Origin of the sequence: Streptomyces sp. NPDC048196, assembly GCF_040652715.1 — a bacterium.
Lineage (GTDB): Bacteria > Actinomycetota > Actinomycetes > Streptomycetales > Streptomycetaceae > Streptomyces > Streptomyces siderophoricus.
The window spans coordinates 99,876-113,689 of the sequence record NZ_JBEZMM010000008.1 but is presented as its reverse complement, the minus strand read 5'-3'; the positions used below and the strand labels follow the sequence as shown (position 1 = coordinate 113,689).

General features: G+C 72.7%; 13 protein-coding genes. 8 read left to right on the top strand and 5 right to left on the bottom strand.

The window, feature by feature from the left end; genetic code table 11:
* Positions 1-107 precede the first annotated feature (107 nt).
* A complete protein-coding gene (locus tag AB0E02_RS12200; protein WP_362137964.1) occupies positions 108-956 on the bottom strand; it encodes a helix-turn-helix transcriptional regulator in 849 nt (282 codons plus the stop codon).
* Positions 957-1,105: 149 nt separating this feature from the next.
* Between AB0E02_RS12200 and AB0E02_RS12195 the strand changes: the two genes are divergently transcribed.
* The 3 genes from AB0E02_RS12195 (at position 1,106) to AB0E02_RS12185 (ending at position 4,230) form a co-directional block, all read left to right on the top strand.
* The gene (locus AB0E02_RS12195; RefSeq protein ID WP_362137962.1) at positions 1,106-1,867 is read left to right on the top strand and encodes an SDR family oxidoreductase; all 762 of its coding nucleotides are present in this window, start codon (positions 1,106-1,108) and stop codon (positions 1,865-1,867) included.
* Between the two features lie 248 nt (positions 1,868-2,115).
* On the top strand, positions 2,116-2,943 hold the full coding sequence (locus AB0E02_RS12190) for a glycoside hydrolase family 16 protein (RefSeq protein ID WP_362137960.1): 828 nt from the start codon (positions 2,116-2,118) through the stop codon (positions 2,941-2,943).
* Between the two features lie 78 nt (positions 2,944-3,021).
* Entirely contained in the window at positions 3,022-4,230 is a 1,209-nt protein-coding gene (locus AB0E02_RS12185) for a 4-hydroxybenzoate 3-monooxygenase (protein ID WP_362137957.1), read from the top strand.
* Between the two features lie 471 nt (positions 4,231-4,701).
* On the opposite strand, the gene AB0E02_RS12180 is transcribed toward AB0E02_RS12185, so the two are convergent.
* A complete protein-coding gene (locus AB0E02_RS12180) occupies positions 4,702-5,943 on the bottom strand; it encodes a serine hydrolase domain-containing protein (RefSeq protein WP_362137955.1) in 1,242 nt (413 codons plus the stop codon).
* Between the two features lie 259 nt (positions 5,944-6,202).
* On the opposite strand from AB0E02_RS12180, the gene AB0E02_RS12175 reads away from it, so the two are divergent.
* Entirely contained in the window at positions 6,203-6,526 is a 324-nt protein-coding gene (locus tag AB0E02_RS12175; RefSeq protein WP_362137953.1) for a putative quinol monooxygenase, read from the top strand.
* 99 nt (positions 6,527-6,625) lie between these two features.
* On the opposite strand, the gene AB0E02_RS12170 is transcribed toward AB0E02_RS12175, so the two are convergent.
* Positions 6,626-7,981: a phosphoribosyltransferase family protein gene (locus tag AB0E02_RS12170; RefSeq protein ID WP_362137951.1), complete on the bottom strand. Its 1,356-nt coding sequence runs from the start codon at positions 7,979-7,981 to the stop codon at positions 6,626-6,628.
* A 165-nt stretch (positions 7,982-8,146) separates the two neighbouring features.
* On the opposite strand from AB0E02_RS12170, the gene AB0E02_RS12165 reads away from it, so the two are divergent.
* Positions 8,147-8,980: an HAD-IIA family hydrolase gene (locus AB0E02_RS12165; protein ID WP_362137948.1), complete on the top strand. Its 834-nt coding sequence runs from the start codon at positions 8,147-8,149 to the stop codon at positions 8,978-8,980.
* On the opposite strand, the gene AB0E02_RS12160 is transcribed toward AB0E02_RS12165, so the two are convergent.
* Entirely contained in the window at positions 8,937-9,590 is a 654-nt protein-coding gene (locus AB0E02_RS12160) for a histone deacetylase (protein ID WP_362138121.1), read from the bottom strand. The two genes, AB0E02_RS12165 and AB0E02_RS12160, sit on opposite strands and share 44 nt — an antisense overlap.
* A 378-nt stretch (positions 9,591-9,968) precedes the next feature.
* On the opposite strand from AB0E02_RS12160, the gene AB0E02_RS12155 reads away from it, so the two are divergent.
* On the top strand, positions 9,969-10,922 hold the full coding sequence (locus AB0E02_RS12155) for a hypothetical protein (protein ID WP_362137946.1): 954 nt from the start codon (positions 9,969-9,971) through the stop codon (positions 10,920-10,922).
* A gap of 27 nt (positions 10,923-10,949) precedes the next feature.
* Here AB0E02_RS12155 and AB0E02_RS12150 read toward each other — a convergent pair whose 3' ends face one another.
* Positions 10,950-11,516 (bottom strand): nucleoside deaminase, encoded by a 567-nt coding sequence (locus AB0E02_RS12150; RefSeq protein WP_362137944.1) that lies wholly within the window; start codon positions 11,514-11,516, stop codon positions 10,950-10,952.
* A gap of 153 nt (positions 11,517-11,669) precedes the next feature.
* Here AB0E02_RS12150 and AB0E02_RS12145 point away from each other — a divergent pair, with 153 nt between their 5' ends.
* Both AB0E02_RS12145 and AB0E02_RS12140 read left to right on the top strand, forming a co-directional pair.
* Complete coding sequence (locus AB0E02_RS12145) at positions 11,670-13,217, top strand: ATP-dependent DNA ligase (RefSeq protein WP_362137942.1); 1,548 nt, start codon at positions 11,670-11,672, stop codon at positions 13,215-13,217.
* 3 nt (positions 13,218-13,220) lie between these two features.
* The gene (locus AB0E02_RS12140; RefSeq protein WP_362137940.1) at positions 13,221-13,694 is read left to right on the top strand and encodes an NUDIX domain-containing protein; all 474 of its coding nucleotides are present in this window, start codon (positions 13,221-13,223) and stop codon (positions 13,692-13,694) included.
* The last annotated feature ends 120 nt before the right edge of the window (positions 13,695-13,814 follow it).

Sequence of the window (13,814 nt, the reverse complement as noted above, 5' to 3'; positions counted from 1 at the left end):
CCGGCAAGGCCCGCCCGTACGGCTCCGCCCATACGGCTCCGCCCATACGGCTCCGCCCGTACGGCTCCGGCCGCAGGTGCCGGACTGCAGGTGCCGGACCGCCGGTGTCAGACCGCGGGGGTCGCCGCCCAGCTGGCCAGCAGCCGCAGCCGTTCCTCGGTCTGCGAACCGGGCTCCGGGGTGTAGACGACCAGCATCTGGTCCGGCTCCCCGGAGACGGTCAAGGTCTCGTACGGCATGGTGAGTTCACCCACCACGGGATGTCTCATGCGCTTCGCCCCGGCGGTCTTCTCCTTGACCAGGTGGTCCGCCCACAGCCGGCGGAAGTCCTCGCTGCCCAGCGACAACTCGCCCACCAGCGTGGCCAGTTGCCGGTCATGCGGATGACTGCCCGCGTCCAGGCGCAGATAGGCCACCGTCTCCGCGGCCACCGCCGGCCAGTCGGGGTAGACCTCGCGCGCCTGCGGGTTGAGGAACACCTGCCGCGGCATATTGCGTTCCGCGGGCGGCATCTGGGAGAAGCCGACGACGGCGTCGCCCAGCGCGTTCCAGGCGAGCACGTCCATGCGCCGGCCGAGGATGAACGCGGGCACCTTGTCGATGCTGTCCAGGAGGAGCCGCAGTCCCGGGCGGACCTTCTGGGACGCGGAGCCGGCGGCGGCCCTCCGGCGGGCGGCGGGTCTGGCCACCGTGCGCAGGTACTCCTGCTCGGTGTCGTCGAGGCGCAGCACGCGCCCGACGGCGTCGAGCACGGCATCCGAGACGGAGGGGCCACGGCCCTGTTCGAGGCGGATGTAGTAGTCGACGCTGACGCCCGCGAGCTGGGCGACCTCCTCACGCCGCAGGCCCGGCACCCGCCGCCTGCCGTGACCGGGCAGTCCGACCTCCTCGGGCTGGATACGGGCGCGCCGCGAGCGCAGGAAGTCGCCGAGTTCCCGGTCCGGGGATATGTCCATGACGTGATCCTAGGCGCCGGAGCCGCTCCGCTCCTGGTACTGCCAGACCCAGGAAAACGGCAACCCTGGGTAAGGACGGCGGACCGGAGCAAGGTGAGGTCATCGCCGGGGGACGCCCGGCGGCACACCACCTCTCACCAGGAGTTCCCATGTCGTACGACACCCTCACCGGCCGTACCGCCGTCGTCACCGGAGCCGCCAGCGGGATGGGCGAGGCCACCGCCCGGCTGCTCGCCTCGCACGGCGTGCGGGTGGCACTGCTCGCCCGCCGGGCCGAGCGGCTGACGGAGCTGGCCTCGGAGATCGAGGCAGCGGGCGGGCAGGCCCTCGCGGTCGTCACCGACGTCACCGACCCGGCGTCCGTGGAGGCGGCGACGGCACGGGTGCACGCCGCGTACGGCCAGGTCGACCTGGTGGTCAACGCGGCGGGCGTGATGCTGCCGAACCCGATCACCGACGGCCGTGCCGACGAATGGCAGCGCATGCTCGACACCAACGTCGCCGGCGCGCTCCGCGTCATTCGCGCCTTCACACCCGACCTGCTCGCGGTGGCGGAGTCCGGCCGGACCGCGGACCTGGTCAACGTCTCCTCGATCGGCGCGCACATCCCCTTCCCGAATTACGCGGTGTACGGCGCGACGAAGGCCGCGCTGACGTACCTCTCGCAGTCCCTGCGCACGGAGCTGGGCCCGCGCGACGTCCGCGTCACCAACATCGAGCCGGGCCTCACCGACACCGAGCTGGGCGGCCACATCGACAACGCGGAGCTCTCCGGTCAGCTGGACGGGATGTTCGACGCCCTGATCGGCCTGTCCGCGGACGACATCGCGGACCTGATCGCGTACACGACCAGCCGCGCCCGCCACGTCAACCTGCGCCAGGCCATCGTGCTGCCGACCCGCCAGGCGTGAGCCGGGAGAGCGGGCGGGGAGGGGGAGCTGCCCGGTGTGTGAGACCTCGCACATCGGGCCGGTGAATCTGGTGGATTCCCGCGCTTTCCGTGTATGCCTGGTATTTGCCTTCGCCCGGTTGAGGCGAAGTGACCTGGATTACCCGGTGAGGTGCCGAAAGCGCAGCGCAATCACCGATATCCCATCTCCGCATTTCTTTGTCGAATTTCCGTACACCTGGGGGATTGCTCGAGAGGGGCAACAGAACCGTGCATCGTCTGAAGGTGGCCGCGACCACACTTGCCGTCGGGGCGCTCGTTTCCGTCCCGGCGATCGCCGAGGGCGCCGCGAAGTCCTCGTCCCAGCCGTCCACCACCGCCCGCCCCTCGGCTGCCGTCGCCCCCCGGCCCGCATCGGCCGGGCCGGCCGGAATTCCCGGCAGCTGGACGACGAAATTCGCCGATGAATTCAACGGTACGACGTTGTCCCGCACCTGGACGCCCGGCTGGTTCGGCACCGGGGTCACCAAGCCGGTCAACGGCAAGGAACAGGCCTGCTACGACTCCCGCAACGCCACGCTGCCCGGCGACGGCGCCCTGCACCTGAGGGTCAAGGCCGGCAGTTCGACCTGCGGCGGACAGACCAAGCCGAACACCGGGGCGCTGGTCAGCAGCAACGGCCGGTTCTCCTACACCTACGGCACCGTGGAGTGGCGCGCGTACCTCCCCTCCGGCGGGACGCAGATAGCCAACTGGCCCGCCCTGTGGTCCAACGGCCAGAACTGGCCGACGGACGGTGAGAACGACACGATGGAGGGCCTCGGCGGAAAGGCCTGCTTCCACTTCCATTCGCCCTCGGGCGGCCCCGGCAACTGCGTACCCGGCAACCTCAGCGGGTGGCACACCTTCGCCTCCGACTGGGAGCCCGGCAGCGTCACCTACTACTACGACGGCGTGAAGGTCGGCCGGATCGCGACGGGTGTCACCCGCTCCCCGCAGTACCTCGTGATGGACCACACGGTGTCGTCGTCGATCGGCGGACCGACCGTTCTGCCCAAGGACATGAAGGTCGATTACGTACGGGTCTGGCAGCACTGAGGCCCGCCGGGAGGGGCGTCCCGGCCAACCGCCATACTGCGTGCGATCTTTCTCCCCGCCCGAAGGGAATCGCACGACGTGAACCCGCCTGCCTCCGCCTCCTTCACCCGCACCTCGGTCGCCGTCGTCGGCGCCGGCCCCGCCGGGCTCACCGTCGCCAATCTGCTGCGCGCGGCCGGTGTCGACTGCGTGGTACTGGAGGCGGAGAGCAGGGAATTCATCGAACAGCGGCCGCGCGCCGGCTTCATGGAGGAGTGGGCGGTACGCGCCCTGGACCGGCACGGCCTGGCCGGCCGGCTGCTCGAAACGGCCGAGACCCAGGAGAAGTTCGAGTTCCGCTTCGACGGGCAGCGGCACACCTTCCGGACGGCCGAACTCTCCGGCCGCCGGCACTTCGTCTATCCCCAGCCGTTGTTGGTCACCGATCTGGTCGCGGCGTACGTCGACCGGGCGGGCGGTGACGCCCGCTTCGGCGTGCGCGACGTCCGGCTGCACGACATCGACGGCGACCGGCCCGCCGTGTCGTACACCGATCCCCGGACCGGCGCGCGGCACCACATCTCCTGCGACATCATCGCCGGTTGCGACGGCGCGCGGGGGGTGACGCGGGCGGCGATACCCGCCGGTCGGACCGTCCTGACCCGCTACGACCACGGCGTCGCCTGGCTCGCCCTGCTCGCCGAGGCCCCGCCGTCCGCCGCCGGCGTGGTCTTCGGCATCCACGAGCGCGGGCTCGGCGCCCATATGGCCCGCAGCCCTCAGGTCACCCGCTACTACCTCCAGGTCCCGCCCGGTGAGGACGCGGACGACTGGCCGCACGCCCGGGTCTGGGACGAGCTGCACATCCGGCTCGCCGCCGCCGGGGCCCCGCCCCTGACCGAAGGGCCGCTGCGGGAGAAGGTCGTCCTGGACATGCACAACTACGTCGTGGAGCCCATGGCATACGGCCGGCTCTACCTGGCGGGCGACGCCGCACATCTGGTCGCGCCGATCGCCGCCAAGGGCATGAACCTCGCGATCAACGACGCCCTGCTGCTCGCCGAGGCGCTGATCGCGCACCACAACGGCGACGACACCGGCCTGGCCGGCTACTCGGACGCCTGTCTGCGGCGGGTCTGGCAGTACCTGGAGTTCTCGCAGTGGCTCTCCGAGGTGCTGCACGGCGCCTCGTCCGGCGACCGGTTCCGGGCCGGCACGGCCTCCGCCCGGCTGCGGCGGCTGCTGGGTTCCCGTCCGGCGGCCGAGGCGTTCGCCGGTCTGTACCTCGGCGAGGAGGCCGATCTGTGAGGAACCGATCTGTGAGGAAGCCGTTCTGTGAGGAAGCCGTTCTGTGCGGAGGCTGATCTGTGCGGAGGCTCTGTGAGGTCGCCGGTCCGGCGGCCCGGGCGGGACGACTCGGAGGCACGACCCCCTGGCGGGACGGCTTCCGGTGGCATGGCTCACAGGGAGCCGGAGGGTGATGTCCCGGAACGCTGGGTACGGGCCTCATGATCGCCGGGCGGGATACCGCGTCGAAGTGGTAGAAATTCGGCGAAACGATCGATGAGCCGCCAGGGAGAAGGGAGACGCCATGTCCTCGAAGCGCCGTCGCAAGAAGAAGGCACGCCGCAAGAACGGAGCCAACCACGGCAAGCGGCCGCAGTCCTGAACTGAGGACACGACCGCCCTCACCCGTAGCCGGCACCCCTGGGGACGACTCCCGTCAACCCCACGGGCGTCGGCTACGCCTTCGTACGGCCGGGGCCTTACCGGTCCCGGTCAGTGCCCGGACGGGGGCTTCGTCAGGGCGTCGGCCATGCGCAAGGTGGCCTGGACCTGGGTGGCATCGCGCCGGACCGGGTTGAACGACAGGACCGCACGCCGCTGTTGGTCCCGCGTGGCGACCATGGCCGAGGCGTAGCCGAAGCGTTCGCCGGTCTTCCCCCAGAAGGTGATCCCGTTCACCGTGACCGTCTGCAGACCCGCGGCGTACCGCGCCGGGGTGCCGTCCAGCATCCGCACCTCCTCCGGCGGCAGGGTGAACATCCGGTCCAGCTCACGGGGCGGCAGCAGCTCACCGGAGAACAGGGCGGTGAGGAAGCGGTCCAGATCGCCCGTGGTGGAGATCATCTCGCCCTCGCCCCAGGCTTCCGACTGGTCGAAATCGGTGATGTCCAGCAGGGACCCGTCCGTCATCTCCATATAGCCGTGCACATGCGGGCCGTGGATCCGCGGGTCGTTGCCCGGCACGCAGGTGTGGTGCAGGCCGAGCGGGCGCAGTATGCGGTGCGCGACGACCTCTCCGTAGGGCCGGCCGGTCAGCCGCTCGACGAGCAGCGCCAGCAGGACGTAATTGATGCCGCGGTACTCCTGTTTCCGGCCGGGCGTGAACTTCATCGGGCCGGGCGGGAGGAGGGCCACGAGCTGCCGGGGTGTCCACCGGTCGTAGCGGTGCCGGGCGATGGCCTCGGGTGTGGACAGATCCGGTGTGCCCTCCTCGTCGGGGAGTCCGCTGGTGTGGTTCAGCAGCTGCAGCACCGTGATCGGTGGGTACCCGGCCGGCAGCAGCCCGGGCAGATGGCGCTGGATCGGCGACTCCACCACGACCCGTCCCTCGGCCGCCAGCTGGAGCACCACCGTGGCGACGAAGACCTTGGTGATGCTGCCGATGCGGAAGGTGTCGCGGGCCCGGACCGCCCGGCCGGTCTCCCGCTCCGCGACGCCCGCGGTGCCGTACCACCGGCCCGCCGAGCCGCTCACCCGCACCTGCGCCGCGGTCAGCTGCGGATGCTCCAGATCGCCGATGGCGGCCCGCAGCGCCGGAACGTTCAGCGGAGGCACCGGCACCGAGGGAGTGGGGTGGGCGGACGGGGCGGCGGGGACGGACGGGACGGTCCGGTGCGGCGGGCGCGGGCCGGGCGCGCGGCCGGCGGCCTGTGCGAGGCCCGACGTCGCCATGACCGCCGCACCGGACAGCGCCGCACCCACAACTGCCCTGCGGGACAAGGAAGAAGAACTCATGTGACTCAGCATGAGGAAAATCCGCCGCGATTCCGTCAGGGCTTTCCCCGACCTGTCCCTGATCCGCCCCTGAGACAGCCCTGAGACAGTCCTGACAGAGCCCCGATCCGGTGCTGATCCGGCGCTGCTCACGGCCGTGGCACGGCACGGCAGGGCACTGCACTGCGCGGCACTGCACCGAACGGCAGCGCAGACCGTGACACTCACTCTCAAACCCCCGGCTAACAGGAAACATCGGCATGTGATCTAGAATCGACGGATGATCTTCATTGTCGTCAAGTTCCCCGTGAAGCCCGAGTACGCCGAAGAGTGGCCGCAGCACGTCCACGCCTTCACCGGGGCCACCCGTGCCGAACCCGGCAACCTGTGGTTCGAGTGGTCACGCAGCCTGGAGGACCCGAACACCTACGTCCTCGTCGAGGCGTTCCAGGACGACGCCGGCGAGGCGCACGTCAACTCCGACCACTTCCGGGCCGGTCTGGAAACCATGCGCCCGCTGCTGCGCAGTACCCCCGAGATCGTGAGCACCACCATCGAGGGCGCCCACGGCTGGAGCGCGATGGGCGAACTCACCATCGACTGACGAGACCGACGAGACCGACGAGACCGACGAGACCGACGAGACCGACAAGGCTGACAAGGCTGACGACGAGCGAGGGCACCGGCACCGGCACCGGCCCGCTCAGCCGACCAGATGGTCGAGGAACCAGTCCCGGGCGAGCTCGGACACCTGGTCCAGGGCGCCGTGCTCCTCGAAGAGGTGGGTGGCGCCGGGGACCACGTCGAGACGGGTCTCGCAGCGCAGGGCGGATTCCGCGTCGCGGTTGAGGTCGAGGACCAGCGGGTCGTTGCCGCCGACGATCAGCAGGGTCGGCGCGCGGACGCCGGCCAGCAGCGGCCCGGCGAGATCCGGGCGGCCGCCGCGGGAGACCACGGCGCCGATGTCCGCGCTCGGGGAGGCGGCGGCCCGTAGCGCGGCGGCGGCCCCGGTGCTCGCGCCGAAGTAGCCGATCGGTACGGGAACGCGGCCGCGCAGCCACTCCGTGGCGTCGGTCAGCCGCTCGGCCAGCGTCTCGATCGCGAAGACGTTCGCCCGGTTGGCTTCCTCCGCCGGTGTGAGCAGGTCGAAGAGCAGGGTGCCCAGGCCCGCCCGGTTGAGGGCGGTGGCGACCAGGCGGTTACGGGGGCTGTGCCGGCTGCTGCCCGAGCCGTGGGCGAACATCACGACCGCCTTGGCGCCCGCCGGCAAGGTCAGATCGCCGGTCAGCCGGACCCCGGCGGCGTCGATGGCCACTTCTTCCTCGACGTCGACGTCCGCCACGGCGGCCGCGCCCTCCTCGGAGCCCGCGCCTTCCCCGGCGCCCGGGGTCTCCTCGGCGGCCGCGCCGGCACCCGTACCGGGCCGGGCGGCGGCCTGCGCCAGCAGGGAGACCACTTCGTCGTCGGGGGTCTGGGAGAAGTCCTGGTACCACTCGCCCACGGCGGAGAACCCGAACGGCGTGGAGAGGCAGATGAATTCATCGGCGCTGCTGCGGAGCCGTTCGGCCGCGTCCGGAGGCGCCACCGGCACGGCGAGCACCACCCGGGCCGCGCCCTGCGCCCGTACCACTTCACAGGCGGCGGCCGCCGTGGAGCCGGTGGCGATACCGTCGTCCACCAGGATCGCGGTCCGTCCTTCCAGGGACAGCCGGGGGCGGCCGGCGCGGAACTTCTCCGCCTGGCGCACCAGTTCCGCCTCCTCGGTGCGCTCGACGGACGCCAGGTCCGCCTGGCCGAGGTGGCCGCGACGGACGATGTCATCGCTGATCACCCGCACGCCGCCCTCGCCGATGGCGCCGAACCCCAGCTCACGCTGGTACGGGACGCCGAGTTTGCGGACCACGATCACATCGAGCGGCGCGTTCAGCGCCCGCGCCACCTGGAAGGCCACCGGGACCCCGCCCCGCGGCAGGCCCAGCACCACGGGCTCTTCCTGCGCCAGCTGCCGCAGCGCTTCGGCAAGGCGCTGACCTGCGTCGACGCGGTCGGTGAACAGCACGATGGGCACCCCCTGCCCAGGGGACGGACGCCACGTCCAACCCTGTCTCGGACCCCGTACACCTGTCTCCGACGTAACCGCAAGTGGAGGGCGGGCGCAAGTCGGGCCGGTCGCCGTCGGCCGTACACCGGCCGGATGCCGCCGACCGTGGTTACCGTCGTTCCCATGGAACACATCCGGGCGGTGCTGATCGATATCGACGGGGTGCTCACGGTGTCCTGGAAGGCGCTGCCGGGTGCCGTCGAGGCCATGGAACGGCTGCGCGCCGCGGACCTCCCGCTGGCCCTGGTCACCAACACCACCTCGCGCACCCGCGCCGAGATCGCCCGGCGACTGAGCGGGGAGGGCTTTCCCGTCGGCACCGACGACATCCTCACCGCGCCCGCGGTCACCGCCGCCTACCTGCGGAAACACCATCCTGACGCCCGCTGTCTGCTGATCAACAGCGGTGATGTCCGGGCCGATCTGGAGGGCGTCGAGATCGTGCAGGGGACGGACCGGCCGGGGACGGACCGTCCGGAGGCGGACCGTCCGGGGACCGACTCCGGGGCGGCGCCGGATGTGGTGGTCTTCGGAGGGGCGGGCGAGGAATTCAGCTACCCGGCGCTGAACGCGGCGTTCCGGCACCTGCGGTCCGGTGCCCGGCTCGTCGCCATGCACCGCAATCTGTACTGGCGCACGGCACAGGGGCTGGACCTGGACACCGGCGCCTTCCTCCTGGGCCTGGAACGGGCCGCCCGGGTCGATGCCGTGGTCACCGGAAAGCCGTCCGAGGCGTTCTTCGCCGCCGCGCTGGCGCACCTGGGCACGTCCGCCTCCGAGGCGCTGATGGTGGGCGACGACGTCGAGTCCGACGTGCTCGCGGCCCAGCGCTGCGGGATCACCGGGGTGCTGGTCCGGACCGGCAAGTACCAGTCCGAGGCCGTCGAGGCGGCCGACGGGACCCCGGACCGGGTCATCGACTCGTTCGCCGATCTGCCGGCGCTGCTGGGCCGCTGAGCAGCGCGGCGATGTCCGTGGCCGTCCAGTGGCCGTGGGCGCCCGGGCAGCCGGCCAGATAGCCGGCGGCGCGGCGTGCGCTCCAGCCGTGGGAGGCGATGATCCCGGTCGCGATGTGGCGCAGATAGGCCGCGGACGGCGGGTTCAGGTCGACGGCTCCGTCAGCACTGCTCCAGGGGGCCGTGAAGGTCAGCACCGGCAGGCCCTCCAGCCGCCCGGCACACACCAGCGTTTCGTACCGGCCCGGGCCGATGCGCGCCCGTCCCTCGCGCAGCACCTCCGCGAGATCGAGCTCCCCGCCCGGTTCCCGGTACATCTCCTGGGCGGCGATGTCGGAGAACTGCTGATGCGTCAGGAGATAGAGCCGCGCGGGGAGTTCGGGGGCCCGGCCGTCGGCGCCGTGCGGTGCTTGGGGGGCGCGGTGGTCGGGGTCGTAGAAGGCGCGGCCGCCGGTCCACACCTGCGAGGTGGTGGCGAAGTACATCCGGCCGGACAGCATGACCGGCTCGGTACGGGCGGGCGGGCGCGGGTCCCGGCAGCCGGGGTAGCTGCGCAGCCCGCCGGGCGGACGCCCGCCGGCCAGGTAGTACGTCAGCCGGTCGAGGTGCATGTTGGAGCCGTAGGCGGCGTACCACAGGTGACGCTCGCCGTCCGGAGGGGCGGTGGCGTCATCGAGGCGTCGGGGCCTGGTCACGTCTTCACGCTACGCGCCGGGGGAGGCGTTGCGCCTGCTCCGCCCCCGTGCGGTCGCCCGAGGGGGCCGGAAATGGCCTGACCTCGCCGGGTCGGCGAAAGGAGGGCGGCGGCGCGGGTTTTGCGCGGAATCGGCTGGAGAAGCGCACTGGACGGAAAGGGACGCCCGAAGGACGGAGGCAGTGTGCCGGACACCGCGCCAGGAACCGGAACGGACCGGACAGCACGGCGGACAACGGACGGAGCGCCGGGGAGGGCAGCGGGCGTCGGCCGCCGGGAGGCGCTCGCGGCGTCCGTGGCGGCCGGCCTCACGCTGCTCACCGGCTGCGGGGAGGCGCCGTCCGCCGGCCGCTCGGACGCCAAGCCCGCGCCCCGGTCCTCGCACGCCTCGCCCACCACGCCCGGCCCGCACGGTTCTCCCACCCCGGCCCGGACGCCGCACCGCCCCCGCCCTGAACTCCCCCGAGGAGGGCGGGAGTTGTTCCCGCGGTACCGGATGGTCGGCTTCTGCGGTCTGCCCGGTGCGGCGGCGCTCGGCCGGCTCGGGACCGGCGATCCGGCGGAGCGCGCCGACGAGATCGAGAAGACGGCCCGCCGTTTTGCGGCGGGGCGCGAACCGCTGCCCGTACTGGAGCTGCTGGCCGTCGTCGCCAACTCCACCCCCGGCCCGGACGGCACCTACCGCTCCCGGACGCCCGCCGCGACCATCGCCCGCTTCCACCGGCTGGCGCGCCGCCGGCGGGCGATGCTGCTGCTGAACGTCCAGCCCGGGCGGGCGGCGGTGCTCGACGAGGTCAAGGCGCTGCGGGAGTGGCTGGTCCACCCGGACGTGGGGGTGGCGCTGGACCCCGAGTGGGAGATGGGCCCCGGCGCGATACCGGGCGACTCCTACGGGCGGACCGACGGCCATGAGCTGACCTCGGTGGCCCGCTATCTGTCGGGGCTGGTCGAGGCGCACGACCTGCCGGAGAAACCGCTGGTCTTCCATCAGGTCGCCACGTCCGTCGTACGGGAGCAGTCCGCGCTGCGGCCGCAACCGGGCGTGGCGCTGATCAAGAGCGCCGACGGCATCGGCTCGCCGGGGCTCAAACGCGGTACCTGGAAGCGGCTGGTGCGCGAGCTGCCGGACGGGCTGCACACCGGTTTCAAGCTCTTCTACGAGGAGGACGCGCAGGGCGGCAGCCACCTGATGACGCCGAACGAGGTGCTGGCGCTCAGGCCGCAGCCGGAGTACGTGATGTACGAGTGAGCAGGCCGTCCACGGGGGGACTGGAGCTCAGTACCAGTGCCGGTCCGCCCGTTCCCGCCAGGCGTCGTAGGCGCGGGCGCCCAGCTCGGGGTGGAGCTGCTCCATCGTGATCGCGCGCCGGTCGAGCGGTTTGTCGAATTCCTCGTACTGGAACGAGTCGTCGAATCCCAGTTTCCGGGTCTCCTCCAGATCGCAGCCGAAATACACCGCGTCCAGCCGCGCCCAGTAGATGGCGCTCAGGCACATCGGGCACGGTGCGCCGCTGACGTAGATCGAGCAGCCTCGCAGCATCCGGGCGCGTGCGGGGACCGGATCGGAGGAGCCTTCCGGGCGCGGTACGTACGCCAGGGTGCTTTCGCCTTGGCGCTGCCGGGAAATGGACGGCGCCTCGGGGTTGAGCCGGCGCACGGCCTCGCGGATGCATTCCACCTCGGCGTGCGCGGTGGGGTCGCCGGTGAGCAGGACGCGGTTCTGGCCGCGGGCGACGATCTCGCCGTCGCGGGTGAGCACCGCGCCGAAGGGGCCGCCCCAGCCGTTCTCCACGGATTCGGTGGCGAGCCGGGCCGCCTCCGCCATGAGGTCCTCCGGGTCCATCGCACACCCTCCGATCGGCATCGCCCTGCGCGCACCACCGGGGAAGCCGGCTGAGCCGGCAGCTGCCCGTTCGGCGCAGAAATTGCTTGTGGGTGAGGCTACTTCACGGCGGGCCCACCTGCGCCGCGGGCCGTACGGAGGCACCATGGCCCTATGTTGCTGGCCGATCTCGCGCAGGTGTCAGGGGAGGTGGCCGCGACCTCCGCGCGGTCGCGGAAGATCGCGCTGCTGGCCGGGCTGTTCCGGGCCGCGGCGCCGGAGGACGTCCCGGTGGTCATCCCGTATCTGGCCGGGCGGCTGCCCCAGGGGCGGATCGGGGTCGGCTGGAGCGTGCTGCGCGAGCCGGTTCCGGCCGCGGAGCGGGCCACGCTGACCGTGGGGGAGGCGGACGCGGCGCTGACCGGGCTGGCCGGGGTCGCCGGGGCCGGGGCGCAGGCGGAGCGGCGCCGGCGGGTGCGGGAGCTGCTGGGCGCGGCGACCGCCGAGGAGCAGCGGTTCCTGGTCGCACTGCTCACCGGCGAGGTGCGCCAGGGCGCGCTGGACGCCCTCGCGGTCGAGGGGCTGGCCGCGGCGACCGAGGTGCCCGCCGAGGACGTGCGGCGGGCGGTGATGCTCGCCGGCTCGCTGCAGGACGTGGCCCGGGAGCTGCTCGCGGAGGGGCCGGCGGCGCTGACCCGCTTCCGGCTGACCGTCGGCCGGCCGGTCGGGCCGATGCTGGCGCACAGCGCCAAGTCCGTGGCCGAGGCCATCGACAAACTGGGGGCCTGCGCCGTGGAGGAGAAGCTCGACGGCATCCGCGTCCAGGTGCACCGGGACGGCCCGGACGTACGGATCTACACCCGCACGCTGGACGAGGTCACCGGGCGGCTGCCCGAGGTGACCGCCGCCGCCCGGGAGCTGCCGGCCGACCGCTTCATCCTCGACGGCGAGGTGATCGCCCTCGGACGGAGCGGCCGTCCGGTGCCGTTCCAGCAGGTCGCGGGCCGGTTCGGATCACGGGTCGATGTCGCCGCCGCGCAGGCCGCGCTGCCGCTCTCCGCGGTCTTCTTCGACGTCCTGGCGGTGGACGGCCGGGAACTGCTGGAACTGCCGGGCGCCCGGCGGCATGCGGAGCTGGCGCGGCTGGTGCCGGAGCCGATGCGGGTGCGGCGCTGTGTGGTCGAGGACCCGGCCGACCCCGCGGCCCGCGCGGCCGCCGAGGAGTTCTGGACCCGGACGCTGGACCGCGGCCACGAGGGCGTCATGGTCAAGGCGCTCGACGCCCCGTACAGCGCGGGCCGCCGGGGCGCCGCCTGGCTGAAGGTGAAGCCGGTGCACACCCTGGACCTGGTGGTACTCGCGGCGGAGTGGGGGCACGGCCGGCGCACCGGAAAGCTGTCCAACCTCCACCTGGGCGCCCGCGACCCGGACGGCGGGTTCGTCATGCTCGGCAAGACCTTCAAGGGGCTCACCGACACCGTCCTCGGCTGGCAGACCGAGCGGCTGCGGGAGCTCGCGGTGTCCGACGACGGGCATGTGGTGACCGTGCGGCCGGAACTCGTCGTGGAGATCGCCTACGACGGGCTGCAGACGTCCTCGCGCTACCCGGCGGGGGTGACGCTGCGGTTCGCGCGCGTGGTGCGCTACCGGGACGACAAGACGGCCGCGGAGGCGGACACGGTGGGCACCGTCCTCGCCGCGCATCCCGGCGGGGAGGCGTAGGCCGTGGCGGCGCGGCGCAGCGCCGGGCTGCTGCTGTACCGCAGGGGCGGGCCCGGCGTCGAGGTGCTGCTGGCGCACATGGGCGGACCGCTGTGGGCCCGGCGGGACGCGGGCGCCTGGTCCGTGCCCAAGGGGGAGTACCGGCCGCCCGAGGAGCCGTGGGCCGCCGCCCGGCGGGAGTTCGAGGAGGAGCTCGGGCTGCCGCCGCCCGACGGCACCTGTCTGCCGCTGGGGGAGACCCGGCAGTCCGGCGGCAAGGTGGTGACCGTGTGGGCCGTCGAGGGCGATCTCGACCCGGAACGGATCGTGCCCGGCACCTTCACCATGGAATGGCCGCGCGGCTCCGGCACGGTCCGCAGTTTCCCGGAGATCGACCGGGTGGCGTGGTTCTCCCCGGACGAGGCGCACGGGCGGCTGGTGACGGGGCAGCGGGTGTTCCTGGCCCGCCTCGCCGAGCGGCTCACGGCCGGCGACTGACTCCGGGGGCCCGCCAAGGCCCCGCCCCTGCCCCCTGGCCGGAACCGGCCGCCGGGCCGCTCGCGCACCGCGTCCCGCGCTCCCCGCCTTCACCACCTGTGCACACGGCCGGCCGGCCCT

Excerpts from the sequence above, each read along its gene's own strand:
- AB0E02_RS12165 (WP_362137948.1), top strand. The coding sequence starts at position 8,147 with ATGGAACACATCCGGGCGGTGCTGATCGATATCGACGGGGTGCTCACG.
- AB0E02_RS12145 (WP_362137942.1), top strand. The coding sequence starts at position 11,670 with ATGTTGCTGGCCGATCTCGCGCAGGTGTCAGGGGAGGTGGCCGCGACC.
- AB0E02_RS12175 (WP_362137953.1), top strand. The coding sequence starts at position 6,203 with ATGATCTTCATTGTCGTCAAGTTCCCCGTGAAGCCCGAGTACGCCGAA.
- AB0E02_RS12195 (WP_362137962.1), top strand. The coding sequence starts at position 1,106 with ATGTCGTACGACACCCTCACCGGCCGTACCGCCGTCGTCACCGGAGCC.
- AB0E02_RS12160 (WP_362138121.1), bottom strand. The coding sequence starts at position 9,590 with ATGCACCTCGACCGGCTGACGTACTACCTGGCCGGCGGGCGTCCGCCC.
- AB0E02_RS12200 (WP_362137964.1), bottom strand. The coding sequence starts at position 956 with ATGGACATATCCCCGGACCGGGAACTCGGCGACTTCCTGCGCTCGCGG.
- AB0E02_RS12180 (WP_362137955.1), bottom strand. The coding sequence starts at position 5,943 with ATGAGTTCTTCTTCCTTGTCCCGCAGGGCAGTTGTGGGTGCGGCGCTG.
- AB0E02_RS12150 (WP_362137944.1), bottom strand. The coding sequence starts at position 11,516 with ATGGACCCGGAGGACCTCATGGCGGAGGCGGCCCGGCTCGCCACCGAA.